At 74.1% G+C, this 26,330-nt stretch carries 20 protein-coding genes and 1 riboswitch; of the genes, 6 read left to right on the top strand and 14 right to left on the bottom strand.

Annotated features, from left to right (window positions below; genetic code table 11):
- Positions 1-77 precede the first annotated feature (77 nt).
- The 4 genes from ACIBPB_RS05265 to ACIBPB_RS05280 form a co-directional block, all read right to left on the bottom strand.
- Positions 78-626, bottom strand: a complete 549-nt coding sequence (locus tag ACIBPB_RS05265) for a GNAT family N-acetyltransferase (protein ID WP_396838319.1) — start codon at positions 624-626, stop codon at positions 78-80.
- Between the two features lie 256 nt (positions 627-882).
- On the bottom strand, positions 883-2,604 hold the full coding sequence (locus ACIBPB_RS05270) for an acyl-CoA dehydrogenase (RefSeq protein ID WP_396838320.1): 1,722 nt from the start codon (positions 2,602-2,604) through the stop codon (positions 883-885).
- Positions 2,601-3,173: a PadR family transcriptional regulator gene (locus tag ACIBPB_RS05275; RefSeq protein ID WP_396838321.1), complete on the bottom strand. Its 573-nt coding sequence runs from the start codon at positions 3,171-3,173 to the stop codon at positions 2,601-2,603. The genes ACIBPB_RS05270 and ACIBPB_RS05275 overlap by 4 nt, the downstream gene beginning before the upstream one ends.
- Before the next feature lie 48 nt (positions 3,174-3,221).
- A complete protein-coding gene (locus tag ACIBPB_RS05280) occupies positions 3,222-4,529 on the bottom strand; it encodes a hypothetical protein (RefSeq protein WP_396838322.1) in 1,308 nt (435 codons plus the stop codon).
- Positions 4,530-4,728: 199 nt separating this feature from the next.
- On the opposite strand from ACIBPB_RS05280, the gene ACIBPB_RS05285 reads away from it, so the two are divergent.
- From ACIBPB_RS05285 to ACIBPB_RS05305, 5 genes are all read left to right on the top strand, one after another.
- Entirely contained in the window at positions 4,729-6,204 is a 1,476-nt protein-coding gene (locus ACIBPB_RS05285; protein ID WP_396838323.1) for an NAD(P)/FAD-dependent oxidoreductase, read from the top strand.
- A 69-nt stretch (positions 6,205-6,273) separates the two neighbouring features.
- Positions 6,274-6,384: riboswitch (SAM riboswitch) on the top strand.
- A 32-nt stretch (positions 6,385-6,416) separates the two neighbouring features.
- Positions 6,417-6,548, top strand: a complete 132-nt coding sequence (locus ACIBPB_RS05290) for a hypothetical protein (RefSeq protein ID WP_396838324.1) — start codon at positions 6,417-6,419, stop codon at positions 6,546-6,548.
- 105 nt (positions 6,549-6,653) lie between these two features.
- Positions 6,654-7,511 (top strand): ABC transporter substrate-binding protein, encoded by an 858-nt coding sequence (locus ACIBPB_RS05295; RefSeq protein ID WP_396838325.1) that lies wholly within the window; start codon positions 6,654-6,656, stop codon positions 7,509-7,511.
- 36 nt (positions 7,512-7,547) lie between these two features.
- Positions 7,548-8,321: an amino acid ABC transporter permease gene (locus ACIBPB_RS05300; protein WP_396838326.1), complete on the top strand. Its 774-nt coding sequence runs from the start codon at positions 7,548-7,550 to the stop codon at positions 8,319-8,321.
- On the top strand, positions 8,318-9,073 hold the full coding sequence (locus ACIBPB_RS05305; RefSeq protein WP_396838327.1) for an amino acid ABC transporter ATP-binding protein: 756 nt from the start codon (positions 8,318-8,320) through the stop codon (positions 9,071-9,073). Before ACIBPB_RS05300 ends, ACIBPB_RS05305 begins: the two co-directional genes overlap by 4 nt.
- Positions 9,074-9,640: 567 nt before the next feature.
- On the opposite strand, the gene ACIBPB_RS05310 is transcribed toward ACIBPB_RS05305, so the two are convergent.
- The 5 genes from ACIBPB_RS05310 to ACIBPB_RS05330 form a co-directional block, all read right to left on the bottom strand.
- Positions 9,641-11,770, bottom strand: a complete 2,130-nt coding sequence (locus tag ACIBPB_RS05310) for a B12-binding domain-containing radical SAM protein (RefSeq protein WP_396838328.1) — start codon at positions 11,768-11,770, stop codon at positions 9,641-9,643.
- A 10-nt stretch (positions 11,771-11,780) separates the two neighbouring features.
- On the bottom strand, positions 11,781-13,181 hold the full coding sequence (locus tag ACIBPB_RS05315; protein WP_396838329.1) for a TfuA-like protein: 1,401 nt from the start codon (positions 13,179-13,181) through the stop codon (positions 11,781-11,783).
- Positions 13,174-14,340 (bottom strand): YcaO-like family protein, encoded by a 1,167-nt coding sequence (locus tag ACIBPB_RS05320; RefSeq protein ID WP_396838330.1) that lies wholly within the window; start codon positions 14,338-14,340, stop codon positions 13,174-13,176. Before ACIBPB_RS05320 ends, ACIBPB_RS05315 begins: the two co-directional genes overlap by 8 nt.
- Before the next feature lie 29 nt (positions 14,341-14,369).
- Complete coding sequence (locus ACIBPB_RS05325) at positions 14,370-14,744, bottom strand: hypothetical protein (protein ID WP_156313154.1); 375 nt, start codon at positions 14,742-14,744, stop codon at positions 14,370-14,372.
- 151 nt (positions 14,745-14,895) lie between these two features.
- Positions 14,896-15,258 (bottom strand): hypothetical protein, encoded by a 363-nt coding sequence (locus ACIBPB_RS05330; RefSeq protein ID WP_156313155.1) that lies wholly within the window; start codon positions 15,256-15,258, stop codon positions 14,896-14,898.
- Between the two features lie 365 nt (positions 15,259-15,623).
- On the opposite strand from ACIBPB_RS05330, the gene ACIBPB_RS05335 reads away from it, so the two are divergent.
- Positions 15,624-16,379: a MerR family transcriptional regulator gene (locus tag ACIBPB_RS05335; RefSeq protein ID WP_396838331.1), complete on the top strand. Its 756-nt coding sequence runs from the start codon at positions 15,624-15,626 to the stop codon at positions 16,377-16,379.
- A gap of 8 nt (positions 16,380-16,387) precedes the next feature.
- On the opposite strand, the gene ACIBPB_RS05340 is transcribed toward ACIBPB_RS05335, so the two are convergent.
- From ACIBPB_RS05340 to ACIBPB_RS05360, 5 genes are all read right to left on the bottom strand, one after another.
- Entirely contained in the window at positions 16,388-19,405 is a 3,018-nt protein-coding gene (locus ACIBPB_RS05340) for an ATP-binding cassette domain-containing protein (RefSeq protein WP_396838332.1), read from the bottom strand.
- A gap of 20 nt (positions 19,406-19,425) precedes the next feature.
- The gene (locus tag ACIBPB_RS05345) at positions 19,426-21,603 is read right to left on the bottom strand and encodes an NHLP family bacteriocin export ABC transporter peptidase/permease/ATPase subunit (protein WP_396838333.1); all 2,178 of its coding nucleotides are present in this window, start codon (positions 21,601-21,603) and stop codon (positions 19,426-19,428) included.
- Positions 21,600-22,409 carry a hypothetical protein gene (locus ACIBPB_RS05350; RefSeq protein ID WP_396838334.1) on the bottom strand — a complete coding sequence of 270 codons (810 nt, stop codon included), beginning with the start codon at positions 22,407-22,409 and terminating at the stop codon, positions 21,600-21,602. The genes ACIBPB_RS05345 and ACIBPB_RS05350 overlap by 4 nt, the downstream gene beginning before the upstream one ends.
- Complete coding sequence (locus ACIBPB_RS05355) at positions 22,406-23,869, bottom strand: SagB family peptide dehydrogenase (RefSeq protein ID WP_396838335.1); 1,464 nt, start codon at positions 23,867-23,869, stop codon at positions 22,406-22,408. The genes ACIBPB_RS05350 and ACIBPB_RS05355 overlap by 4 nt, the downstream gene beginning before the upstream one ends.
- Positions 23,870-23,950: 81 nt before the next feature.
- The gene (locus ACIBPB_RS05360; RefSeq protein ID WP_396838336.1) at positions 23,951-26,227 is read right to left on the bottom strand and encodes a TOMM precursor leader peptide-binding protein; all 2,277 of its coding nucleotides are present in this window, start codon (positions 26,225-26,227) and stop codon (positions 23,951-23,953) included.
- Between the last annotated feature and the right edge of the window lie 103 nt (positions 26,228-26,330).

Below are 26,330 nucleotides of genomic sequence, written 5' to 3' on the forward strand. Positions count from 1 at the left end.
GCGCCGGGCGCAGCCGGCCGCGGCGCGCCATGCGCCGCGGCCGGTGCCGGAAACCTCCGGTGCCCGGGATCGCCCGGCTAGCCCGCCGGCTGCCACTCCGGGGCCAGCACCGACCAGACCTCCAGGTCGGCCCGGCCGCCCGGCCCGGGTGCGGCCGCCCGTAGCACGCCGTCGCGGCTCATCCCCAGCCGTCGAGCGACGGCGATGCTGCGCGCGTTGGCGGCCTTGGTGACCCACTCCACCCGGTGGATGCCGCGCTCCCGGATCGCCCAGTCGATGATCACGCGGGCGGCCCGGGTCACCAGGCCCTGCCCCTCGGCCGCGGGCTCCAGCCAGCAGCCGGCCTCGGCGACACCGGTGGCGGTGCTCAGCGACACGAACATCACCCCACCGACCAGCGTGCCGCCCCGCCAGATGCCCCAGATCCCGCCGTCGTCCCGGGCCCACCGGTCGGCGTAGTTCTGCAGCACCCGGCGGGCCGACTCGGGATCGGTGGCCACGAAGGAGGCGCCCACCCAGGGGGCGATGTGCTCCCGGCAGCGGTCGAGATTGGCGAGGAACTCGGTCGAGTGCCACGGCTGCAGCGGCCGCAGCTCGGCGTCATCGGTCAGCGCGAGGGAGAACATCCCCGCAACCTAGTGCCGGCCCCCTCGGCGCCGCACCGGCTTTCCCCGCCTGGCGGTCGCGCGTGAGACACCCGGGCCGCCGCACCGCTGTCCCCGCCCGCCGGCCGCGACCGAGCTGCCCAGCCAGGGTCCGGACCCCGCCGAGGTAACGGGTGATCCGTCCACGTCATCAAGTCGGCAGCGGCTAGGAAGGCACTCCGCGCCGTCACCGACCCACCCGCAGGCCAGCGGCAGCCGGGAACGACACTCCCGACCGTCAGGGGTTCATCTCGTACCCGCCGGAGAGGGCGACGACCCGCGCCCAGACCCGGGCGGCGCGCTCGGCGTCGCGGACCGGGCGGCGCACCTGGGTGAGCGCCCAGGCGGCCTGCTCGTCGCTGGTGGCGGCCTTGCCGTGCAGCTCGGTGGCGTACCCGGAGAAGTCCCGGATAAGCAGGTCGAAGATCCCGTCGAGCAGGTCGGCGTCGAGGCCGGTCAGCCCGGCCTGCTCCAGGATGAGCTGACCGTAGACGATCAGGGCGAAGAGCTGGCCGACGGTGAGCAGGAAGTCCAGGTCCCGCTGCTGGGCCTCGTCCGGGGCGTGCGCGGCGAGCAGCGCGGCCAGCCCGTCGGCCTGCTCCCGGAACCGGGCCACGTTGGGCAGGTGGGCGTGCGCGTCGTACGGCGTGCGCCAGTCGTGGAAGCGGATGGCGCCGAGGCCGCGGGCCGGGCCCTGCCGGAACAGGAACTCGTCGTCGGCCGCATCCCGGCGGGTCGGCACGGGCGGGTGCTCGGCCGGCCGGAACAGGTAGTTCGGCAGGAACTTGAGGATCAGGGCCAGGTTGACGTGCACCGTCCCCTCCAGCTTCGGCAGGCCGCGGATGTCCCGGGCGGCCTTGTCGAAGTAGGTGTCGGCCTCGAAGCCCTTCGCCGCGATCACGTCCCAGAGCAGGTCGATGACCTTCTCGCCCTCGGTGGTGACCTTCATCTTGGTCATCGGGTTGAACAGCAGGTAGCGCCGGTCGTCCGGGCCGGCCGAGCGGAAGTAGTCGACCGCGCGGTCGCTGAACAGCTTCATCGCCACCAGGCGGGCGTACGCGTCGGTCAACTCGCGGCGCACGTGCGGGAAGTCGGTGACCCGTCGGCCGTAGAGCACCCGGTTGTGGGCGTGGCTGACCGCCTCGTACATGGCGTGCTCGCAGATGCCGATGGAGGCGGTGCAGAGGTTGAACTTACCGACGTTGACGGTGTTCAGCGCGGCGTCGAAGGCGGCCTGCCCGGTGTGCAGCACGTCCTCGGCGCGCACCGGGTAGTCCTCGAGCCGGAACTCGCTGACGTACATCTGCGCGTTCACCACGTTGCGGACCAGCCGGTAGGCCGGGTGCCGGCTGTCGGCGGCGAAGAAGACGTACCCCTCGGGGCCGTCGACGTCGGCGCGGCGGCCGAAGACGGAGACCAGCCCGGCGACGTTGCCGTTGCCGATGTAGTACTTGCCGCCGGTGGCCCGGAAGCCGCCCGCGCCGTCCGGGGTGAGCAGCATGTCGGTGGCGTAGATGTCGGCGCCGTGCGGCCGCTCGGAGAGGCCGAACGCCATGACGTGCCCCTCGTCGAGCAGCGCGGCGGCGCGGGCCCGGGCGGTGGTGTTGCCGCTCTGCCAGACCGGCCCGAGGCCGAGCACGGTGACCTGCCAGGTGTACCAGTAGCCGAGGCCGTAGAAGCCGAGGATCTCGCTGAGCGCGGCGTTGCGGGCGGTGTCCCAGCGCTTGTCCGGGTCGCCGCCGGCGTCGGCGGCCGGGGTGAGGAAGGTGGCGAAGAGCCGCTCCTTGGCGGCGAAGTCGAGGAAGTCGGCGTACCACTCGTGGTGGTTGTAGCTCTCCACCAGGGCGCGCTTGCCCCGGGACTCGAACCAGTCGATGGTGGCGCGCAGCAGCCGCCGGGAGGTCTCGTCGAGGTCGGCGGGGTCGTAGTGGTGCGGGTGGAACAGCAGCGGGTCGGTCACGCCGGTCGCCTTTCTGGGCAGCGGTCGAGGTCGCGGAGGGTGTCGAGGACGTCGTCGAGCCAGGCCAGCACCATCCGCTCGTACGCGATGCCGCCGCGCAGCACGACGTGCTGGAGCGCCCCGCGGGCGTCCGGGGCGGCGGGGTCGGGAAAGTCGCGGGCCTCGCCGGCCAGGTAGCCGGCGAGGATCGCCGCGTGGTCGGCGCGGTAGCGCTCGACCTCGGCGACCAGCGCGGCGCGGCCGGCGTCGTCGTCGAAGGCCGCGCCGCGGATCTTGACGGCCAGCTCGTGCCGGACCGCCTCCGGCTGCACCGGGGCGCGCAGCCAACCGACCAGGGCGGACCGCCCGGTCGGGGTGACCGACCAGACCTTCTTGTCCGGCAGCGCCGCCTGGCCGACCGCCTCGGCGGTGACCCAGCCGTCGCCGTCCATCCGCTTGAGCACCCGGTAGATCTGCTGGTGGGTGGCGGTCCAGAAGCGGCCGATCGAGCGGTCGAAGCGCCGGGCCAGGTCGTAGCCGGAGGCGGGTTGCTCCAGCAGCGAGACGAGGATGGCGTGCTCCAGCGACATGCCGGCCATCCTGCTATGCAACTCGTTGCATAGCAAGCCGCGCCGGCGTCAGATGATGAAGTGGGTCCAGTAGGTGAGCCAGACGGCGAAGAGCACGCCCTGCAGCAGCGCCAGTCCCGCGGTGAGCCACGGGTCCAGGCCGGGCCGGCGCGCCCAGCGGGCCAGCACCAGCGCCACCGGGAAGGCGGCGAGCAGGTAGCGCAGCAGGCTCTTGTACACCGGCGGCCCCATCGACAGCGGCACGAGCACCACGACGAGGGTGTAGACCAGGTACGGCCACTCGGCGCGCCGGCGCAGCCCGGCGACGGCCACCGCCACCATGGCGACCGCGATCCACACCCGCAGCGCGTCCGCCGAGTTGTCGCCGGCCAGCGCCGCCCAGGCCACCGGCAGCGGGTTCTGCACCCTGATGCCCCAGCCCTTCTCCTGGGCGTGCTGGTAGGCGAACCAGTCGCCGCCCTGCCACCGGCAGAACGCCATGAAGGTCAGCCAGCCGGCCGGGACCAGCACCAGCGGCCAGCCCTGCCGCAGGTAGCGCCACCAGCTCGCCGGGCGCAACCGCCAGCCGTGCTGGTTCAGCAGCACCAGGGCCAGCGGGATCACCACCAGGAAGCCGACCGAGCGGCTCATCGCGAGGAAGTAGCCGACGATCCCGGCCACCAGCCAGCGGCGCTGCTCGGCGTACCAGAAGGCGGCCAGGGCCAGGCAGACGAAGAGCGACTCGGTCAGCGCCGCCTGGAACAGGAACGCGGTCGGCAGGAGCAGCAGGTACCGCACCGACCGCCGGCCGTCCGCGCCGGCGGCGTCCCCGTCGGCCGCGCCGAGCAGGCGGCCGCCGAGCCGGTACGCGTAGTAGAGCTGGAACAGCAGCGCCACGTTGGCGACCAGCAGCAGCGCCCAGGCGGTGTGGCCGCCCAGCAGCGGCGCGAGCGGCCGGGCCAGGAACGGGTAGAGCAGCGGGAACCCGAAGTCGGTCCAGGGCCGGTCCAGCGGCAACCGGGTCAGGTGGTCGTAGAGGAACGAGTCCCAGGCGAACCAGAGCGAGAACCAGCGCTGCCCGGAGATCGCGTCCTGCTGGGCCCGCATCGTCGCCTCGTCCGCGGGCAGCGACCCGGGCGCCAGGTCCCAGGCGGTCAGCACCAGCGTGCCGACCAGGCTGAGCACGACCTTCGAACCGACGAAGACGGCGAGCACGAAGCCCCACGGCGTCGGGATCCGGTCGGCCAGGCCGGACACCCGCCGGCCGGCGCCGGCCAGCCGGGCCCGCACGCCGCGGCCGACCCCCCGGGCCGGTACGCCCGACCGCCCGGTCGCCGCGGAGCCGCCGGTCGGGCCGGCCCGCACCTCGTCCGCCATCGCGCTCCCACCGATCGCCCCGCGACCGACCCTCGGACCGCGAACCGTCCCCGGCATCCCCGTTCCGGCCCGGTTGACACCTTCGGCCCCCCGACCGGCCGGACTCACCTCCGATCCCGGGCCGCACCGGAGGTGAGTTCGCGGCCAGGACGGGTAAGGGCGGGGCCGCATCGGCACGCTCACGGGGGGCACGGACGGTATGGGTGACGGCAACGGAACCGTGGTCATCGGAGCGGGGCCGGCGGGGCTGACCGCCGCCTACGAACTGCTGCGCCACGGCGAGACGGTACGGGTCTACGAGGCCGACGAAGTGGTCGGCGGGATCAGCCGCACGGTGGTACGCGACGGCTGGCGGTTCGACATCGGCGGGCACCGGTTCTTCACCAAGGTCTCCCGGGTCGAGGACTTCTGGCACGAGATCCTGCCCGACGAGGACTTCCTGCTCCGGCCCCGGATGAGCCGGATCTACTACCGGGGCGCCCTCTACGACTACCCGCTCAACGCCACCAACGCCCTGCGCAACCTGGGCCTGCGGGAGGCGCTGCGCTGCGTCGGCTCGTACGGGCGGGCCCGGCTGCGCCCGCCGCGGGACCAGTCGCACTTCGAGGGCTGGGTCTCCGCCCGGTTCGGCTGGCGGCTCTACTCGATCTTCTTCAAGACGTACACCGAGAAGGTCTGGGGGATGCCGGCCGACCAGTTGCAGGCGGACTGGGCCGCCCAGCGGATCAAGAACCTGTCGCTGTCCACGGCGGTGCTCAACGCGCTGCTGCCCCGGCGCAACCGCAAGGACGTGACCAGCCTGATCGAGGAGTTCCAGTACCCGAAGCACGGCCCCGGCATGATGTGGGAGCGCTGCACCGAGGAGGTGGAGAAGCGGGGCGGCACGGTACGGCTGAACACCTGGGTGGCCGCCGTGCACCGGGACCCGGCGACGCGCCGGGCCACCGCCGTGACGGTGCTCGACGCCGACGGCGAGCGGACCGAGCCCGCCGACCACGTGATCTCCTCGATGCCGATCTCGGCGCTGGTGCACGCCATGCGGCCGGCGGCGCCGCCCGAGGTCCGCGCCGCCGCGGACGACCTGCGCTACCGGGACTTCCTCACCGTCGCGCTGGTGGTGCCCGCCGAGTTCTCCTTCCCGGACAACTGGATCTACGTGCACGACCCGGCCGCGAAGGTGGGGCGGATCCAGAACTTCGGCTCCTGGTCGCCGTACCTGGTCAAGGACGGGCGGACCTGCCTGGGGCTGGAGTACTTCGTCTTCGAGGACGACGAGATGTGGCGGACCCCGGACGCCGACCTGATCGCCCTCGCCACCGCCGAACTGGAGCGGCTCGGCCTGGTCCGCCCCGGCTGCGTGGAGACCGGCTACGTGGTCCGGATGCCCAAGGCGTACCCGGTCTACGACGAGCACTACCAGCACAACGTCGACGTGATCCGGGGCTGGCTGGCCCGGGAGGCCGAGAACGTGCACCCGGTCGGGCGCAACGGCATGCACCGCTACAACAACGCCGACCACTCGATGCTCACCGCCATGCTGACCGCGGAGAACATCGCCCACGGCGCCGGCCACGACGTCTGGACGGTCAACGTCGAGCAGGACTACCACGAGCAGAAGGCGCCGTCGCGGCACGGCACCGGCCGGGACGCGCCGATCATGCCGGCCCGCCGGTAAGGCGCGGCGCGTGAGGGTGGTCATAACCGCTGGACGACACCGGCGGGGCTGCTGCTAGCCTTCTGCGCAGGTCATGAGCGCCAGCGTCAAGCCCCGGCTCGCTGGCCGGCAACCCTCCTCCGCGGTGGGGTGCCCCGGGTGAGGACCAGGCACCGGCAGCCGCCGGTGCAAGCGTGGCCTGGCACCCAGGTCAGCAACGACCAGGGAGACCCATGTCTGCTCGACTCCGCACCCCACCCGCCGACGGCGTCGCCCACCCGGCCGGTTTCGCGCTGGTCAAGCGCCGGCACGTCGACCTGATGCGGGTGTGCAGCGACGGCTGTCGCGGCGCCGGCGCGCGCTGAGCGCCACCTCCCCCGTTTTCCTCGATCCACCTCGCGGCCCCGCCCTGTCCGGCGGTGCCGTCGGCGACGCGCGCGCCGCGTCGCCGTCCACATTGGAGAAGACACGTGCGTATCCGTACCGCCCTGACCCGCGTCGCCGTGCTCGGCGCCGCCGCCGTGCTCGCCGCCACCGGACTGACCGCCTGCGGTGACGACGGCTCGACCAGCGAGGCCGCCAACCCGTACGGGCTGCTCCAGCCCGGCGTCCTGCGGGCCGGCACGCTCACCGACGCCCCGCCGAACGTGTACCTGAAGGACGGGAAGTTCACCGGCTTCGACAACGACCTGCTCACCGCCGTCGCCGCCCGGGCCGGGCTGAAGGTGGAGTTCGTCGGCACCGACTTCTCGGCGCTGCTGGCGCAGGTCAACAACCACAAGTTCGACGTGGGCAGCTCGTCCATCACGATCACCGAGGCGCGGAAGAAGACCGTCGACTTCGGCAACGGCTACGACTTCGGCTACTTCGGACTGGACGTGCCGGCCGGCTCGACGATCACCGGCTTCGACCAGCTCGCCGGCAAGCGGGTGGTGGTCGTGCAGGGCACCGTGCAGGACGACTACGCCACCAGGCAGAACCTGAACCCGGTGCGGGTGCCCGACTACAACGGCGCGGTCAACCAGCTCAAGGCCGGCACCGCCGACGCCTGGATCGCCCCGGCCGAGATCGGCGACACGTCCGCCGCGGACAGCAACGGCAAGATCAAGGTGGCCGCCAAGCAGCTCAGCCCCGCGCCGACCGCGTACGCCGTCGCCAAGGGCAACGACACGCTGCGCGAGGCGCTGAACAAGGGCCTGGACGAGGTGATCGCCGACGGCACCTGGAGCAAGCTCGAGGCGCAGTACTACCCGGGCCGGCCCATCCCGGCCGACTTCACGCCGGGCAGCGGCACGGTCGCGGTGCCGTCGCCGTCGGCGGCCTCCTGACCGGACCGACGTGGCACGAGCGGGGCGGAGGCAGACATGGATCCACTGAGCACCCTCTGGGAGACCTTCTTCGACTGGGCCTCGATGCGCGAGGCGCTGCCCGAGATGGTCACCGTCGGGCTGCCGAACACGCTGCTCCTGGCGGTCTCCGCCGCCCTGCTCGGCTCGGTGCTGGGCATGCTGCTGGCGGTCGCCGGAATCTCGCGTACCCGCTGGTTGCGGTGGCCGGCCCGGGTCTACACCGACGTGTTCCGCGGCCTGCCCGCGGCGGCGACCATCCTGCTCATCGGCGTCGGCCTGGCGCCGCTGGGCATGCGGGTGTGGGGTCCCAACCCCTATCCGCTCGGCGTGCTGGCGCTGTCGCTGATCGCCGCCGCCTACCTCGGGGAGATCTTCCGCTCCGGCATCCAGAGCGTCGAGGCCGCCCAGCTCGAGGGGGCCCGGGCGCTCGGCTTCTCCTGGGGCGAGGCGATGCGGCTGGTGATCATCCCGCAGGGCGTACGCCGGGTGCTGCCGGCCTGGGTGAACCAGCTCATCGCCCTGATCAAGGACTCCAGTCTGGTCTACTTCCTCGGCCTGGTGGCCAGCCAGCGGGAGCTGTTCCGGATCGGTCAGGACTACGCCGCCACCACCGGCAACGAGTCGGCGCTGCTGCTGGCCGGGCTGTTCTATCTGGCGCTGACCGTGCCGCTCACCCACGCCGTGAACTGGCTCGACCGGCGGCTGCGCCAGGGCCGGGCGGTCGCCCTGCCCGACCCGGACCTCGACGTCGACCCCGCGCCGGCCAGCACCGGGAAGGACCCGCGATGAGCACCACCACCACGACCGCCCCCGCCGGCTCGGTCGGTCTCGCCGTCCGGGACGTGCACCTGGCCTTCGGGTCGCACCAGGTGCTGCGCGGCGCCGACCTGGACGTCGCCCGGGGCAGCACCGCCTGCGTGATCGGGCCGTCCGGCTCCGGCAAGTCGACCCTGCTGCGCACCATCAACCGGCTCATCGAGCCGGACCGGGGCGACGTGCTGCTGGACGGACGCAGCGTGCTGCACGACGACCCGGACGCGCTGCGCCAGCGCGTCGGCATGGTCTTCCAGCAGTTCAACCTCTTCCCGCACCTGAGCGTGCTGCGCAACATCACCCTGGCGCTGCGCAAGCTGAAGAAGCTGCCCGAGGAGGAGGCCGTGCGGCTCGCCCGGGCCCAACTGGACCTGGTCGGGCTCGCGCACAAGGCCGACGCCCGGCCGGCGCAGCTCTCCGGCGGGCAGCAGCAGCGGGTGGCGATCGCCCGGGCGCTGGCCCTGCGCCCGCAGGTGATGCTCTTCGACGAGGCCACCTCCGCGCTCGACCCGGAGCTGGTCAAGGGCGTGCTCGCGGTGATGGCCGACCTCGCCGCCGCCGGGATGACCATGGTGGTGGTCACCCACGAGATGGGTTTCGCCCGCGAGGTCGCCGACACGGTGGCGTTCATGGACCGCGGCGTGGTCCTCGAAGCCGGCGAGCCGGCCGCCGTGTTCGAGGCGCCGCAGCATCCGCGGCTGCGCCGGTTCCTGTCCCAGGTGCGCTGAGCCGCGCCGCCACTGCGGCCCGCGCCTCCCTCCGCCGGCGTCGGCGCCGGGCGGCGCGCGCCGAGCCGGCCCAGAGCCAGAAGATCATCAGGGCCGTCCCGACCAGCCCGGCCACGCTCAGCCCCCAGCCGGGGACCTGACCTTCGGTCACCGGCGGCAGCGCGCAGCCGGTTGGTGTGCGGTCGACCGTGATCCGGGAACCCACGGCCGGCACGCGCCCGCCGGGAAAGACGGTCCGCTCGATCCCGCACAGGACCGGCAGGTCCCCGGGCTGATCCACCCGCACCAGCACCGCGCCGGCGAGGCCCGGTCCGTCGAGCACCTCCGCCGGCACGAGCACGCCGGCCGGTGGCCGTGGCGGCCGCGGGTCGGACCAGATCCCGAGAACCACCAGGAGCGCGCACGGCAGCAGGAGGGCGAGCGGGATTCTCGGGTAGGGCCGACGGATGTTCCATGGCCGCGACATACGGCGACGGTAGCGGCGGCGATCAAAGGGCGGCCCCGGTCACCCGGCGCGCGGCGGCCGGGCAGGGCGGAGCCGAGGTCGGCCCCGCCCGGCGCGGCGGCTCAGGTCGCCGACGCGGCCCGGTCCGGGATCTGGTGCCGGCGGATCAGCCGCTGCCCGATGAAGGTACGCCAGACCCGCTCGGCCACCGTCGGCTCGACGACCCAGAGCCGGCGCTGCGCGTCGGCGAGGGTGAGCGGCTCGGCGAACAGGTCCAGGAACAGCCGGCTGCTGCGGTTGAGCGCGAACACCTGGCCGTCGGCCCGCCGGAACAGGTGCCGGCCGGCCGGCAGCTCGCCGGCGCCGTCCGGGTCGTCCGACTGGACCCGCCGGTACGCCTCCCGGAGCTGCTCGTCGCCGTCGTCCACGAAGCGGCCGTTGGCGAGGAACTCGGTCCGGTCGTCGGCGTCGAGCCGGACCCGGTCGGCGGCGAGCACGCCGCGCACCGCCGTGCCGTAGCGGTCGTGGTAGAAGAACGTGTGCGGGGTGTCGGTGCTGCCCAGCCACGGACGGTGGAAGTGCCCCGGGTTCAGGTCGGCCTTGGCCCGGGCGACCTCGTCCTGCGCCGCCTCGGTGACCGGCTCGTCGTACCGCAGCATCCGGACGATGTCCGAGCCCTCCACCGGTCGCACGTTGGTGATCCCGAAGCGCTGCGGGTCCTTGGCGACGATGGCACCCGGGGTGAGCATGAAATCGCCGAGCCCGCCGAGCGTCCACAGGTCGGGGTTGTCACGCAGGAAGGTGATGCTGTCCAGCGCCTCCTCCCGGGTCTCGGTGGGGAAACCGGTGAAGCCCATCATCTGCACCCCGATGTTGGCCTTGGTCATCGCGGTCATGGTGCGACGCACCTGCTCCGGCTTGGTGCCCTTGTCGATCAGGTCGAGGATGCGCTGGTTGCCGGACTCGAAGCCGACCGAGACGGCCACGCAGCCGCTGCGCCGCAACAGCTCGCAGCGCTCGTCCGACCAGTACTTCTCCAGCCGGATCTCCGCGCCCCACCGGAAGTCCAGCCCCCGGTCGACGACCTGCTCGGCGAAGCGCAGGATGGTCGCGGGCGCGAGCACGTCCACCGAGAAGTAGATGAACTTGGCGAACGCGGACAGTTGGGTGACGTCCGCGACCATCCGGTCCACCGTGTCCTGCCGCCACGGGCTGGTGGGACCGTCGGTGTTCAGGCCGTAGTCGCAGAACGTGCACTTGTTCCAGTAGCAGCCCCGGGTCGGCGAGTAGTAGACGAACCGCTCCGGGCTCAGGTACAGGTCCCAGGGCAGGCCGGAGAAGTCCGGCACGGGCAGCTCCCCCAGCCGCTCGTAGCGCAGGGGCAACTGCCGCTGGCGGCCGTACCGGGGATGCAGGCGGACGTTCGGGTGCCCGGCCGGCAGGGTCCCGGCCGCCACCGCGTCCAGGATCTCCGTGTACGCGCTCTCCCCCTCGCCGACCACGATCGCGTCGAAGTCGGCCAGCACCTGGAAGACGTACTCGGGTTTGCTGGCGCACTTCCAGACGTCGGAGATCTCTGTGCCACCGGCGACGAGGAAGACGTCCGGGCAGGCCCGGCGGACGAGCCGGGCGATCCAGAGCGCGAACGGCAACTGCCACTGGTAGGTCGCGCTGATGCCGATCACCTGGTGCCCGCCGGCCGCCAGCCGCGGGATCAACACGTCCTCGTAGTACGGCTGGAAGGGCCGGTTGAGCCGGCCGAGCACCGCCTCGTCGGTCAGCGCGGCCACCGAGCCGATCGAGACCATCGGCGGTGGGTGCAGCCGGAAGCCGGCCCGGAACTGCCCGGGGAAGCCGACCGCGCCGAGCGCGTCCATCCAGGAGATGACGCCCTCGACGGCGTCCTGGTAGTGCCGGTAGTCGTAGAAGAGGGTCGGATCCCGCAGCACCCCGATCGAGCGGCGCAGCCGCTCCGGGTCCGGGTCGGGCAGGCCGAGCCGGTTCGCCCGGGCCATCAGCGCGTCCGGGCCGCGCAGGTCGTCGGTCGAGACCCGGGACAGCTCCCGCCGCAGCCACTGGTACGCCGCCGGGGTGTGCGAGTGGTGGAACGCCTCGATGTTCGCGTCGATGATCTCCGCGGGCCGGTGCCCCTGGGCCCGGGCGTACGAGTCGAGGTAGTTCAGGGAGTGGTAGCCCGAGGTGGGATCGGTCAACGGGGGGTAGATCAGTGCTGCCTTCACCGTGCCGCTCATCGACCCCTCCTCAGCCGACCCGGGCCGGTGCACCGGCCGGGGTGTTCTCGCGCATCCGGTCCCCGGCCACCGCCGGCAACCGCAGGGCCCCGACCGCCTTGACGTATGCCACCAGGGGTTCCGCGGCGTACCGGAACGCCGCCAGGTCGACGAAGCCCCGGTCCCACGCCGCCGCTTCCAGCCCGTCGGCGGCGCAGCCCCACAGCCGCGCGAAGCACGCGTCGACGACCTCGGTGCGGAAGTGCAGCCGGCCACCCGGACGGCGGTGCCCCGTGGTACGCGGGACGAGCGTCTCGTTCAGCGCCGCCGCGGTCGCCGCGACCTGCCGCGCGGCGTCGCGCAGCGCGGGGGTACGCAGCGGCGCCGCGACCATCCACAGCGCCAGGCTGCGGTACGGCGTGGTCCCGAAGGCCCGCACCAGCACCCGCAGGACCGCCTCGCGGTCGTCGAGTCCGCGCTCCGCCGCGGTCAGCCAGTCCCACCCGTCCGGCGGCGGGCCGGTGAGTCCCCGCCGGTGGGCGGCCTCGACGGCGCGGTCCTCGACCGCGGGATCGGCGAGGTCGACCTCGGCCAGCCCGGCCAGGACCCCGCGCCGGTGCCACGCCGGCGCCTCCGGGTGCAGCAGCATCAGCACCGCGGCCAGGTCCCGGTCGCTGACCCAGTGCCCGCCGGCCGGCGTGCCGGCGAACCGGGCCCGCCAGCTGTCGAGGAAGCGGGTGTGCAGGTTGTCGATCGGCTGGTCGCCGGCGTACCGGGGGCGCAGCTCGGGCGCGCCGGCCGCCGCCATGGTCAGCAGCAGTCGGGCGTCGGCGCTCTTGGCGTCCCACGGGTCGCGCCGGTGCCAGGCGAGGAACCGGTGCACCGCGTCCGTCGCCCCGGGTGGCGCGGTCCGCTCCAGCGCGCGGTACGACCGCTGCCGGAACGGCAGGTCCCGGCCGATCTCCAGCAGCAGCGTGGCCTCGGCGTCGTCGAGCACGCCGGCGGCGACGGCGCGGCGCAGCGCCACCCGCACGTTCACCAGCGGCTCGCTCAGCGTGCGGTGGCCCTCCTCGGCGGGCCCGTGCACCACCGCCACCTCGTCGTCGCCGGTGACGACGCCGTCGCGGTAGAGCTGGAACACCTCGCCCACGCCGCGCATCCCGAACGGCCACAGTTCGGCGGCGCGCAGCGCGCCCATGCTGGCGGCGCCGGCCACGGTCACCCCGCGGTCGAGCAGGTCGAGGATCTCCCGGTGGCGGACCGGCGGGTGCTGCAGGAAGAACCCGTCGACGATGAGGACCCGGTCGCCGGGGCCGACGTCGAGGCGGAGCAGGTCGCCGTGCGCGACGGGCGGCAGCACCAGCGCGTCGGGCAGCAGCCGGACGACCTCGCCGGCCGGCAGGCTCGGACCGATGAAGACGACGTCAGTCACGGGGCACTCCCGGTCGGGTACTCAGGGCCCGCTCGTCGAACATCCGCAGGCCGGGGGCGAACACCTTGCTCACCGCGATGCCGATGTCGTCGTGGGTCAGGTCGACGCTGAACGGTTCGACACCGGTGATCCGCTGCACCCGCGCCGCCAGCTCGCGCAGCACCTGGGCCACGTCCCCCTCGGGTGGGGCGTCCCGGCGGACCGGCGCCAGCGGCCGGTCGACGGTGGGTGGCGGCACCGGCGGCGCGCCGACGTCGTGGTACGCGGTCGCGTCGATGTCGTCCCGGGCTCCGGAGACCATCACCAGCCGCGACTGGGCGGCCTCCGACATGGCCCGGCCGACGGCGATCTCCGGGTCCACGTGGCAGCCGAAGCCCCCGAAGGTGACCGGCAGGTCCGGCGACCAGATCGAGGCGGCGTAGCACGGCACGCCGACGGCGTTGGTGATGTCGCAGACCTCCACCCAGCAGCCGGCGCGGACCAGCGCCTCGTGCACCGTGCGGGTCATCGGGTTGGTGGCGGTGCCCGGGTCGGTGTAGGTCCGCTCGGCCAGCGCCGACGTGCAGTACGGCGCGATGCAGTCCCGCTCGACGACCTCCAGCAGGGCGTGCAGGCTCGCCTCGGCGAAGGTGTTCCCGGTGGCCAGCCCGTTGCTGCTCGGCGTGAACAGGGCGCGGTCCCAGCCCCGCCGGACGGTGAAGTCGAGCTCGATGGTGGCGCGGGGCACCAGGCACTCGGCGCCGGTCACCAGACCACGGCCGGCCACCCAGTCGAGCTGGACGGCGGGGGTCAACGGTGACCGCTCCGCCAGGTGCAGCCACCGCACGTCGTACGGCAGGTCGAGCGCCTCGGCCGGGGACCGGACGACGGTCCCCGGCCGGAGGTTCTCGGCATGCCAGGACTCGATGCTCTCCATGACCGCGCTGACCCGGGACTGCGTCGCCGTGGCGCCGGTGCCGACGCTCACCGCCATGGTGGCCCCGACGGGCCGGTAGGCGACGTGCACCGGCAGGCCGATCTCGTCGAGCCGGGTGATGTCGGCGACCCGGGTGATCCGGAACCGGTCGAGCAGGCCACCGACCCGTTCCCAGGTCTGCTCCACGGTGGCCGTCCGGTAGGTCCCGGAGCGGAACGCGATGGTCTCGGTCGGGTCAGTCATCGAGGCTCCCGGCGGGGGGTGGGGGAAACTCAGACGATGAGGACGGCGATGACGTTGACGTTGTTGTCCGCCACCGCCGCCACACCGCCGGCGACGCTCTCCAGCTCCGCCTCGGTGAGCTCGTTGAGGTCGACCAGCGGCACCTCGGGCACGTGCAGCACGTGCCGCCCGGGCGTGCCGGACCAGTCGGCGACGATCTGCTCCTTGGTGTAGAGGGTGGCCGGCTGGGCCCGGTCGACCTCGACCACCGCGCCGGGCGCCACCGGCAGGCCGGCGGCCGTCGCGTAGCCGGTCGGGTCGGCGAGGAGTCGCCCCAACTCCTCGTCGCTGCGCCACACCGCGGTGACCAGTTCCGAGTACTTGGTCACGAACCTCGCGCCGTATTCCTGCTCGTCATTGCTCATCGTGTGGTCCTTCCCTCGGGGATCGCCGCGGAACTGGCGGGGTGAATTGCTGTGGCGAGAACGCTAGAAAGCTCGGGATTCGACAATCAAGGATTTCTGCCGGCTGCCATCAGAATGTGCCGCGCGGGCCGACCGGCGGCAGACATCGATGTCAGGTGCAGCAGCACGGGCAGCAGCAGGCACAGCTGGAGTCCAGACCGGCGACCACGCTGTCCAACTCGTCCTCGGCCAGTTCCGCCTCGGCCACCGGCTGCAGCGACGGCACGTAGAGCAGGAAGGTCCCGGTCGTCGTCGCCGACTGCCAGGACTCGACCTGCACCTCCAGGTCAGGATCGACGTCCGCGGCGTCCCGGACCACCCGGACCTGCACCTCCTCGGGCAGGGCGAGCCCGTAGCCGGCGAGGAAACCGCGCGGGTCCCGGTCGAGCGCCTGCTCCCTGGCCGGGTCGGCCCAGACGTCGGCGACCAGCCGGCTGTACGCGGCCACGAAGACCGCTCGATCGACAGGTGTCATCACCCCTGCTCCCTTCCGCATGCGACCGCCCGCGATCGGGCGATGACGTCGGCGGGCGGCACGGTCGGTTCCGGCCGCCCGGTTCCGGTTCATCGTCGGCCACCCGGGGACGCGGCCCGGCCGGCGAACGGGAATTTCATCGAATGTGGCCGGGAAACGGTCGGGCCACGGGGAAAGCGGGGTAATTGGCAATCATCGTCTTCGACGGATCGAGGATTCTAATGACCGGCGTCGCGGTGGACAAGTAGTAATTCCCCGCCTGTCACCCGCCCGGTGCCCGCCAATACGCTGCGATCAACGGGGCGTCCACCCGGAAGCGGTGGACGGGATGCCGTGTTCGTCGCCGAGCGCTCCCGGAGGCCACCGTGACCATCGACCAGATGACGACCGCGGCGGCGCCGGCCGGCGGTCCCGCCGGCTACACCGTGGAGGAACTCGCCCGCAAGGTGGGCATGTCGCCGCGCAACATCCGCGCCCACCAGGCCCGGCGGCTGCTCGCCCCGCCGGTGCGGCGCGGCCGGGTCGCGCTCTACGACGACTCCCACGTCCGCCGGTTGGACGCGATCCTGGCCCTGCAACGGCAGGGCTTCAACCTGGTCTCCATCGAGGCGATGCTCGGGGTCCGGGCCGGTGACGAGGCGCCCGACGGGTTGACCGCGATGCTGCAACGGCTGGCCGCCGACCGGCCCGCGCTGGCCCATGCGCTGACCCGGCACGGCGTGATCGGACGGGCCGCCGACGGCACCGTCCGCACGGTCCGGCCCCGCCCGCTGCGCGCCGCGCTGGAGCTGCACCGGCTGCGGATGGGCACGGTGCCGGCGTTGCAGACCCTCAGCGAGGTGCTGGACAGCCTCCGGCCGATCGCCGACGAGCTGGTCGCCGCCGTCACCGCGCGGATGCTGGCCCTGTCGCCGGAGCCGGTACGCGGCGGCTCCCGGGCGTCCTGGTCCGACCTGGACCGGGAGACACTGCTGCTCACCCAGGGCGTGGTGGGCATCCTCACCGAGGCGTTCCGGCTCGCGGTGGAGAACCAGGCCGAGGCGCACGTCGCCGAGCTGCTGGAGAACCACCTCGACGCGGGCGTGTGCCTGGAGGACAGCACGCTCATCGACAACGGCTGACCGGCGCCTCAGCCCGTCGCCGGCTGGCCGTCCGGCTGCCGTTCGGCGTCGGGCCGGTCCGGGTCCGCCAGCAGCTGCCGCCGCGCCAGCCGGTGGAACAGCCCGTCGGGCTGCGCCATCAGCTCGTCGTAGCTCCCCCGTTGCACGATGCGCCCACCGTCGAGGACCACGATGGTGTCCGCCGCCCGGACCGTGGACAGCCGGTGCGCGATGATCACGCGGGTGGCGGCGAGCGCGGCGGTGCTGCGGGTGACCACCTCCTGGGTCCGGTTGTCCAGGGCGCTCGTCGCCTCGTCGAAGAAGATGATCCGGGGCCGGGGCGCCAGCGCCCGGGCGATCAGCACCCGCTGGCGCTGGCCCACGGAGAGCGTGCCCCCGCCGAACGGCACCATCGTGCTCATCCCCATCGGCAACGCCTCCAGGTCGTCGGCGAGACCGGCCATCCGCGCCGCCTCCCAGACCTGGTCCAGCGGGAAGCTGCCGGCGCCGCAGATGTTGTCCCGCACGGATCCGGCGAACAGCTGGCCGTCCTGCAGCACCACGCCGCACTGCCGGCGCACCGCGTGCACGTCCAGCTCGGAGAGGTCCTGACCGTCGTAGAGCACCGCGCCCTGCTGCTGGCGTTCGAAGCCGAGCAGCAACCGGAGCAGGGTCGACTTGCCGCAGCCGCTCGGACCGACGATCGCGACGAACTCACCGGGGCGTACCCGCAGGTCGATGTCGACGAGCACCGGCGGCTCGTCGGGCTGGTAGGCGAAGGTGAGCCGGTGCAGCGCGATCTCGCCGCTCAGCTCGCCGGGGTCGATCCGGTCCGGCCGGGCCTCGGGATCGGCGTGCAGGATCTCCCGCAGGCTGCCCAGCCGCGGCACCGCCGCGATCACCTCGACGCCGGCCGAGACCAGCACCAGCAGCGCACCGAGCAGCATCGCGAAGCCGACGTTGAGGACGAAGAAGTCGGCCGGCGCGACCTGCCCGGCCAGCGGCCCCATCAACACGGCGAACAGGACCAGTTGGCCGGCGACCGGCAGCACGGTGGCGAAGGCGACCAGGCCCGCCTGGCTCTGCCGGACCCGTTGCAGCGCCGCCCGGGCGGCGGCGGCCACCTCGGACCAGCGGGCGTGCGCGCGCGCCTCGGCGGCCGCCAGCTTGATCTTGACGACGCCGCCGAGCAGTTGGTTCGTCAACGCCGCGGCCCGGTGCTCGGCGCGCAGCGCGACCCGCTGCTGACCGGCGATCAGCACGGCGAAACCCGCGAACCCGAGCGCGGTGCCGGCGACGATCCCGGCTGCCCACCAGCCGAGCACCGGCTCGACCACGAGCAGCATCCCGAGCGTCACCACGACGGTCGCCCCCGCCGAGACGATCTGCGGCAGCAGCGCGCTCAACGCCTCGCCGACGAACGAGATACCCAGCATCGAGTTGGCGATCTCCCCGCTGCTGCGGCCGGTGAAGAACCGGGCCGGCAGCCGCATCAGCCGGTCCCAGATCGCCAACTGGGCGCCGGACTGCAACCGGCCGTCCAGCCGCAGCAGCCGCAGGTTCTGCACCACGCCGACCAGCCCGGCCACCACCGCGGCGGCGAGCATCAGCGCCAGGAAGCCGAACAGCCCGTCGACCTCGCCCTGCCGGGCCAGCCGGCCGAGCACGGCGCCGGTGGCCAGGGGCACGCCGAGACCCAGCAGCGCCACGCAGGCGCCGGCGAGGACCAGGCCCCGCACGTCCCGGGCCGCGCCGACCAGTCCGGCCCGCAGCAGGTGCCGCATCCGGGCCGCCGGCGGCAGCGGCGCCTGCACCTGGGTCGCCTCGGCGGCGTACGCCGCGGCCGACGCCGCGTCCACCGCGCCGAGCGCCCGGGTGTCCGGATCGACGTGGTGGTAGCGACCCCGGCGGAACACCAGCGGCACCGCGACGGCGTGCGCCGGGTCGGCCCCCGTCCGCCACCCCACCAGCGGCCCCAGGTCCCGGCGCCACCACCGCTGCGGCAGGGTCACCTCCCGCAGGTACAGGCTGGACGACCGGGCCACCGCGTGCACGGCGGCCCGGTCGTCCAGCGGCGTCCGGGAGCGGTCCGGGGGTTCGTTGACCGGGCTCCCGGTGCCCTCGGTGACCACCCGGACCACCGCCGCCGCGCGCCCGTACCGGTCGAAGCCGGGCTCAGGGTCCGGGACGGTGACCGTCTCGCCCACGCCGAGCACGCCGATCGACCGGCGGGCCGCCGCCGCGAGCATCGCCGCGTCGATCTGCCGGCGCCGGCGCACCGCGTCCAGCAGCGCCCCGTCCGCCTCCTCGATCCGGGACTCCACCATCCGCAGCAGCCGGGCCACGTGCTGATCGACCGCCGACCGGAGCTGACCGGTGGCAAGCAGGTCCCCGCTGCTGTGGCTCTCCACCACGCAGGCCGACTCGGCCACCACCCAGTCCCGGCCCACCACGAGCAGCAACTCCCGCTCACCCGACATCTCCGCCGGGCCCCCGTCGTTGCGGCGCAACTGGCCGCCCGCGCTGCGCAACCACCAGGCGCCGCCGGTGGAGGTCAGCGCGCTCCCCTCGGCCAGCGAGACGATCTCCCGCCCGCGCAGGGTGGACGCGCCCCGGGGCGCCTGCCCGCGCCGCAGCGCGTCGGCCACGCCGACCAGCACCGCGTCCACGGCCGCGATCAGTTCCCGCGCCGCGGCCCCGGCCCGCCCCGACGTGCCGGGCTCCCGGCCGAGGCGGACGTGCCGCTCCAGCAGGGCCAGTTGGTCCCGGGCGAGCCCGCGCAGCTCCGTGCCGGGCAGCGGCACGAGGATCAGCTGCCAGGCGCCGATCGCGGTGGACGTCGGCACCAGGCCCCCGGCCGGGAGTCTGGCCACGTGATACCGGCGCGACGGGCGCACGCCGGCCCGGCGCACCGCGAACAGGTCAGCCTCGCCGCCGGTCACCAGCCAGCCGGCCACCGGTCCGTCCAGCCGACAGGCCTGGCGGACCGGATCGCCGCAGAAGCCGGTCAGGCCGCCGGACGGAGTGTCCTCCACCGGGTCACGCATAGCCTCTCCTCGGGTCGTGGTCAGTGGTCCCGGACCAGCCGCGCGTACGCGCCGTCCCGGGCGACCAACTGCTCGTGGGTGCCGCGCTCCACCTCCCGGCCGCCGTCGAGCACGACGATCAGGTCGCAGTCGCGGACCGTGGACAGGCGGTGGGCCACGATCAGGCAGGTCGCCCCACGCCGCCGCAGGTGCAGGTCGATCTGCCGTTCGGTCTCGGCGTCCAGGGCGCTGGTCGCCTCGTCCAGCACCAGCACCCGCGGGTTGCGCACCAGCGCCCGGGCGATCTCCAGCCGCTGCCGCTGCCCGCCGGAGAAGTTGCGGCCGTTCTCCCGTACCGCGCTGGCCAGGCCACCCGGGCGGGCCGCGACCTCGCCGTGCAGGCAGGCGTCGGTCAGCGCGGACACCACGTCGTCGTCGGCGACGGTGAGGTCCCACATGGTGACGTTGTCCCGGACCGTCCCCTCGAACAGCCGTTGGTCCTGGTCGACCATGGCCACCGTGGCCGCCCAGAGACCGTCGTCGGCCTCCGCGCGGGCCACGCCGTCGACGGTGATCCGGCCGGTCCACGGCCGGTACAGCCCGGCGACCAGCCGGCCCACCGTCGACTTGCCGCTGCCCGAGCGGCCGACCAGGGCGACCCGCGCACCGGGCGGCAGGTCGAGGCTGAAGTTCTCCAGCAACGGCCGGCCCAGCGGGTGGTAGCCGAAGGTGACCTCCTCGATGCGCAGGTGGCCCTCCAGCGGCGCGGGCGGCCGGGCGGGCGACCCGTCGCCGGCCGGCAGCGGGTACCGCTCCACGTCCCGGAGCCGGTTGAGGTCGGCGCTCATGTCCTGCAGCCGCGAGCCCAGCGCGGTCAGGTTGCCCAGCGGCCGGTTCATCGCGGCGGCCAGGCCCTGCATGCCCACCAGCACGCCGACGCTCATCGCCTCGGCGATCACCCGCTGGCTGCCCAGGCCGAGCAGGACCGCGGTGGTGCCGGCGGCGAGGAACGCGGGCAGGACGGACAGCACCGCGGTCGGCACCCCCAGCCGCTGCTGGCGGCTCGCGACGGTGGCGTTGCGCGCCGCGAACCGGGCCACGGCGCGTTCCTCCTCACCGCCGGCCTTCACCGTCTCGATCATCTGGACGGTGGTGTAGACGGTGGTCACCAGCTTGCTGCGATCCGCCTGGAGGCCGGCGACGGCCGTCGACCGGGTCGACGCCACGTAGCGCAGCACGCTGACGTTCAGCCCGGCCAGAACCACCGCGCACACCCCCAGCACCAGGTCGTACTGGCACAGCAGCGCGCCGTACGCCAGCACCAGCGCGGTGTCCACCACGGTGGTCGCCGCCCGGCGGGTGAGCACCTCCGCGACCAGGTCGTTGCTGCGGACCCGCTGGCCCAGGTCGGCGGCCTGGCGCTGGTCGAAGAAGGCCGGCGGCAGCCGCAGCAGATGTCGGAAGAAGCGGGCGGCGCTGGCCAGCGCGAGGGTCGTCTCCGCCCGTACGGTCAGCCGCTGCTGGAGCAGGCTGGCCAGGAAGGTCAGCACGGTGGCCACCGCCACCGCCGCGACCAGGCCGGCGAACGCGGCCCGGTCCTCCTGCAACAGCACCCGGTCGACGAAGACCCGGGCCAGCACCGGAATGGTCAGACCGACCACGGCGATCAGCAGGCCCAGCAGCAACACCTGCGCGATCGCCGAGCCCGGGCCACGCCACCGCTCGGCCAGCGCCCGGACCAGCCGGTAGCGGGCGCCGCCGGGACGGAACTGCGGGCCGGGCCGCATGGTGAGCACGATGCCGGTGAACGCGCCGTCGAACTCCTCCCAGCTCACCGCCCGCGGGCCGGTGGCCGGATCGTTGATGAAGACCTTCCGTCCGAGACCCTCCAGCACCACGAAGTGCTCGAAGCGCCAGAACAGCACCGCCGGCAGCGGCACGCCGGCCAGGCCGGCCAGGTCCATCTGGAAGCCCTTGGCCTCCATCCCGTACCGGCGGGCGCCCTTGAGCACGGTGGCCGCGGTCGAGCCGTCCCGGCTGACGCCGCACACCCGGCGCAGCTCCTCAAGCGGCACGTGCCGGCCGTGGTGGCCGAGGACGATGCCGAGCGCGGCCGCGCCGCACTCCACCGCCTCCATCTGGATCAGGGTGGGGGTGCGGACCCGGCGCCGCCGGATCCTGGGGGTCTGCGCCGCCGGGGCGGCCGTGGGCGCGCTCATCGCCGCAGCAACCAGTCGATCGGGTGTTCCCGGTCCACCGTGAACCAGGCGGTCACCTCGCTGGCGGAGTTGAGCTGGAACGGCGGTGGGGACTTGCTCCAGCGCAGCCCGCCCGGCGCGGCCGGGTCGGGCACCAGCGCCACCGTCACCCGGACCACGCTGCCGTGCGCGAGCAGCCGCCGGACGTCCTGGCCCGCGCCGAGGAAGGCCCGCAGCGACGCCTCGGTCTCCGGAAAGGCGCCCACCTCGGTCACCTGACCGGCGAGGGTGCCGAACACGTTGCGGGGCGCCGCCGCGGCGGCCACCTCGACGGACACCCCGGGCTGCACCAGCGGCGCGGCGACGGCCGGGGCGTAGACGACGGCCTGCAGCGCGTCGCCCGCGGTGTCCAGCCGTTCCAGGTCGGCCAGGTGACTGCCCGGCGTGACGATCTCCCCCTCGGAGACCAGCCAGGTGACCACGTACGCGTCCCCCGGCGCGGTCTCCACCCGCACCTTGCCGTCGGCGGTGCGCAGGCTGTAGAGCGGGGTGCCCTTGGCCACCCGCTGGTGCGGCGACGCCCACACCTTGGTGACCTGACCGCTGTCGAGCGCGTCGAGGGCGGATATCCCGTTGGAGTGGATCAGCACCCCGGCCGCCTCGACGGTCCGCGGCACCACGGTACGCACCGACCACCCGCCCGCGGCCACCACCACGATGATCAGCGCGGTGGTGGCCAGCCAGCTGGGCACGGTGGTGAGCCGGACCGCACGGTCCAGTTGTTCGGGCGCCTCGAGCTGGCGCAGCGCCGCCCGCCGGAACTTCACGACGGTCCCCCCGCCCCGGCGGTGCCGGCGGCCCGCCCCGCGCCGAGCAGGAAGTCGGCCACACTCGGCTCGACCAGCGGATCGAGCCCGGACAGCTCGGCGAAGGCGTGCGAGTCTCCGGCACCGAGAGCGCACGGTGCGAGCCCCATGGCGGTGGCCACGAGATACATCTGATGGGTCAACACACCGGCGTCCTTGAGAATCATCGCGTAGCTCATCCCTTCGTACTTCCACATCAGCCGCTGCACGCGGGCGGTGACCACCAGGACCGTCTGCGGCGGCCGCGACATGGCACCGGCCCCCCGCGCGTACGCCAGCAGCCGGTCGGCGGCCGGCCCCCAGCCGGCGACCGGCTCCAGCCGGTGCCCGACCGGGTCGTAGTGGTAGAGCCCTCGGTCGAGCCCGGCGCAGCGGGCGACCAGCGGATAGATCTCCAGCTCGTACACCCCGCCACCGCCGGGGTAGGGCCGGTGGCCGACCTCCTGCCCGCCGGCCTGCCCGGTGGCGGTGGTGTGCTGCGACCGGTACAGGAACTCCGCCAGCCGGTCCACCGTCAGCGGCTCCGCCTCGTCGTGCGCACGCACGCTGCGCCGGTCCGCGACGACCTGGCTGAACGGCGGGTCGGCCTTGAGGATCGTCGCCGGGTCCGGGATCGGCAGCTCGACCGCCCGGCCCCCGTCGTAGGGGCGGCGCAGCGGCTGCGGCGCGAAGCGGTCCCGCAGCCGGTAGGTGCCGCCCACCGGCAGCACGTGCCGGCCCACCCGGGAGCGCTGGTGCAGCCGCAGTTCCTCGGGCGACCAGTACGCCAGCGGCGGGTCGTCGTGTTCGGCGGCGAACTCGGCGTCGGTGACCAGGATCCGGGCGGTGACCAGCTCGTCGAGGACCCGCGCGGCGGCCTCCGGCGGGACGCCGAGCGTGCGCGCCACCGTGTCGGGGCCGACCCCGCGCGCGGCGGCGGCCAGCACGGCGCCGAGGGCGGCGTCGGCGCAGCCGACGGTGAGCGTGCTCAGCGACGAGGCGGCGACGAGCCGGTCCTGGTCGGGCGCGAGGGTGGCGAAGCGGGACAGCCGGTAGTGCGCCGCCGGCAGGTGCGGGCGGGTCTCCGGCAGGCTGCCCCGGCCGAGGCCGGTGGGCAGCAGGTCGAACAGCGGCCGGTCGGCGACCTGGACGCGGCGGTCCAGCCAGGAGTGGGCCACCAGCCGGCGCAGCAGCAACTGTGCCGGCAGCACCCGGCTCTCCCCCTCGAGGCCGATCACCAGGCGGCCGACCTCGACGTCGCTGATCCAGTCGGCGGCCAGCCGCAGCAGCAGCGCCCGGCGGCCCATGCCCGGCTGTTCCAGCCCGAGCTGGAAGCGGGTCTGCCGCAGGCTCAGCGAGCCGTCCTCGCCGAGGTGCAGCTCCGCGTCGCGGCGCAGCCGGTACAGCTCCTGGATCGGCGGACCGCCGACGGAGCCGGTCACGGTGACCCCCGACCGACCGGGTCTACCACGGTGGACATCGCCACATCCCTCCCCCGGTCCCGGCGGCGCCGGGACGGGCGGCTAGAAGAACACGTTCAGCGGATTGGCGGACGCCTCGTCGGCGGCCAGCGGCCCGCGGCCGAGCCGGGCCGGCACGTCCCACAACCGGCCCGGGCCCAGCCGGCGCCAGAAGTGCCGCAGGCCGGGCACCACGACCTTGACCACCGCCAGGTCGAGGTCCGGTCGCGACTGGTTGACCACGATCACCTCCAGGCCGGCCCGCTCCGCCCGGCGTACGCAGCCGCGCACGTCGTCCCCCACGTCGCCGGTGGTCAGCGGCGGGTGGTCGGCGAGGGTTCGCGGCGGCCGGGTGGGATCCGGGGTCAGCCAGGGCTGGTCGGCGATCCGCACGGTGCCGAACCAGCGCGCGCTGTCCGGGTCGTCGAGGCCGTACCGGTTGCGTCCGGAGGTGGGACCGGGCACGGCGGGCAGGAACTGGTTCACCTCGGCGCACGCCCGGCTCAGCGCGACCCGGGCGTCCAGGTGCGCGCCGAAGCCCACCAGGACGTCCTCGGCCGCGCCGGTGGTCCGCCGGGACACCGCGGCGAACGCGGGGATGTCGAGGTCGGCGGTGAGGTCGAGGGCCCACAGCTCGCGGCCGAGCGCGCCGGCGTGATGCTCGACGCAGGCGGCCAGCCAGGGATCGGCGAACGAGGCCAGGTCCACCCCGGGCAGCCGGGAGCGGTGGTACCACCAGAGGGCCACGCTGTCGCGCTCCACGAGTTCGCAGAAGCCCTGCAGGATCGCCTCGGACACGGTGCCGCCGGCCGCGCAGCCGTTGGAGTCCGCCGAGCACACCCCCAGCCCGGTCAGCTCCGGATGCCCGTACCAGCAGTAGGCCGCCGGCAGCTCACGGCTCGTCTCCCGGGTCAGCGACCAGCCGGTGGTCCAGTCCAGCTCCACGTCGTCGGGCAGCCGGCGGGGAATCCGGTGCAGGTGGCCGAGGTCGCGGTTGAGCCGGTCCCGGTCGGCGTACTGCCGCTCGGAGAAGAGCAGCAGCTCACGCAGGTGCACCGCCCGATCCGCACCGAGCTGCCGGTAGCTGGCCCGGTGCACCGGCCGGTCGCCGCGCCACACCCCGCAGTAGCGCTCCACCGCCTCGCCGATCGCGCTCATCCGGGCCTGCAGGTCGGTCCGGCCCTTGCCGCCGCTCTGCCCGCGCAGGTTGCGGCGCAGGCCGGTGAGCTGCCGCGGCTGGGCGAAGTTGTGCCCGGCCGAGTAGGTGTGGGTGACGCCGTTGTCGGTCGCCTCCAGCGGGGTCAGTCGGCTCACCACGCCCAGATAGCGGCTCACGTGGTGGGCGAGCGCGGCGTACGCCTCGGCGGGTTCCCGGGTGCGGGAGTCGCCGGCCCGGCTGGGCTGCGCGCCACTCGGCGGCAGGTCGATCCGCGGCTCGGCCTTGCCGACCAGGTCCGGGTCGCCGCAGGCGGCACACTGCGGCTGGCGTACGAGCTGGTGGCTCTCCATGCTCAGGTCGCGGGTGTCCAGCGCGACCATCCGGCCGGTGAGCCGCGGCGACGAGCCCCGGAGGGCGAGCACCGCGAGTTCGGGGGCGAGCAGCCCGGCGACCACGGTCGCCAGTCCCGGCAGCACCGCCCGGCCGGGCTGGGGCACCGGACCGGTCAGGTCCTGCCCGCCGAGGAAGGCGTTCACCTGCTCGTTCTCCTGCCAGCGTTGCCGCAGGCACACCCAGCACCCGGTGCGGCCCGGCACCAGGTGGGGTCCGATGAGGAGGACGTTGCCGTGCGGCCGGGCCAGCGTCCAGCCGCGCCCGGCGGCCAGGTGGCGGTCGTTGATTCGCGCCAGCCGGGGGTCCAGCATCGACGACGCCAGCACCAGCACGGGGGCGGTGTCCGGGCCGGGCTCCGGCTCGTCCGGCCCGACCACCGTCACGGTGAGCCCCAGGGCCCGCAACGCGTCGGTGGTCTCGGTGAGCCGGGGGGCGCCGAGGTCCACCACGGTGACCGCGCCCTCGGCCATCCACCGGCTGCCGCGCTCGGGCGGCACCCCCCGGGCGTCCCAGCCGGCGGCCTCGGCCGGTGACGTGTGCGCCGGGCCCGACGCCAGCAGGCCGTGGTCACGCAGCCGGGCCAGCGCCGCGGCGACGGCGGCGACCGGGTGCCGGCCGGCCAGCCGGGCTACCACGTCGGCCAGCGGGGCGGCGCCGTCGAGCAGGTCGGCCAGGTCGGCGGCGACCGGGTCGTCGACCAGCAGGCTGCGGGTCTCGCCGAGCACGACGAGCGGGCCGTCGGGCAACCGGACCGGCACGTAGTCGGAGCGGAATCGCGGACGCCACATGTTTTCCTCCCGAGCCGGGCGGGCCGGGCGGTGGCGGCACCGGCCCTGGTCCTGGCTGCTCCCCATCGTCGCGTTCCGGCGTCGGGATCCCGCCTGATGCCAC

The organism is Micromonospora sp. NPDC049836, assembly GCF_044465125.1.
Lineage (GTDB): Bacteria > Actinomycetota > Actinomycetes > Mycobacteriales > Micromonosporaceae > Micromonospora.

Excerpts from the sequence above, each read along its gene's own strand:
- ACIBPB_RS05340 (WP_396838332.1), bottom strand. The coding sequence starts at position 19,405 with ATGCGTGACCCGGTGGAGGACACTCCGTCCGGCGGCCTGACCGGCTTC.
- ACIBPB_RS05300 (WP_396838326.1), top strand. The coding sequence starts at position 7,548 with ATGGATCCACTGAGCACCCTCTGGGAGACCTTCTTCGACTGGGCCTCG.
- ACIBPB_RS05330 (WP_156313155.1), bottom strand. The coding sequence starts at position 15,258 with ATGACACCTGTCGATCGAGCGGTCTTCGTGGCCGCGTACAGCCGGCTG.
- ACIBPB_RS05280 (WP_396838322.1), bottom strand. The coding sequence starts at position 4,529 with ATGGCGGACGAGGTGCGGGCCGGCCCGACCGGCGGCTCCGCGGCGACC.
- ACIBPB_RS05360 (WP_396838336.1), bottom strand. The coding sequence starts at position 26,227 with ATGTGGCGTCCGCGATTCCGCTCCGACTACGTGCCGGTCCGGTTGCCC.
- ACIBPB_RS05305 (WP_396838327.1), top strand. The coding sequence starts at position 8,318 with ATGAGCACCACCACCACGACCGCCCCCGCCGGCTCGGTCGGTCTCGCC.
- ACIBPB_RS05290 (WP_396838324.1), top strand. The coding sequence starts at position 6,417 with ATGTCTGCTCGACTCCGCACCCCACCCGCCGACGGCGTCGCCCACCCG.
- ACIBPB_RS05275 (WP_396838321.1), bottom strand. The coding sequence starts at position 3,173 with ATGTCGCTGGAGCACGCCATCCTCGTCTCGCTGCTGGAGCAACCCGCC.
- ACIBPB_RS05310 (WP_396838328.1), bottom strand. The coding sequence starts at position 11,770 with ATGAGCGGCACGGTGAAGGCAGCACTGATCTACCCCCCGTTGACCGAT.
- ACIBPB_RS05320 (WP_396838330.1), bottom strand. The coding sequence starts at position 14,340 with ATGACTGACCCGACCGAGACCATCGCGTTCCGCTCCGGGACCTACCGG.
- ACIBPB_RS05285 (WP_396838323.1), top strand. The coding sequence starts at position 4,729 with ATGGGTGACGGCAACGGAACCGTGGTCATCGGAGCGGGGCCGGCGGGG.
- ACIBPB_RS05265 (WP_396838319.1), bottom strand. The coding sequence starts at position 626 with ATGTTCTCCCTCGCGCTGACCGATGACGCCGAGCTGCGGCCGCTGCAG.
- ACIBPB_RS05345 (WP_396838333.1), bottom strand. The coding sequence starts at position 21,603 with ATGAGCGCGCCCACGGCCGCCCCGGCGGCGCAGACCCCCAGGATCCGG.
- ACIBPB_RS05325 (WP_156313154.1), bottom strand. The coding sequence starts at position 14,744 with ATGAGCAATGACGAGCAGGAATACGGCGCGAGGTTCGTGACCAAGTAC.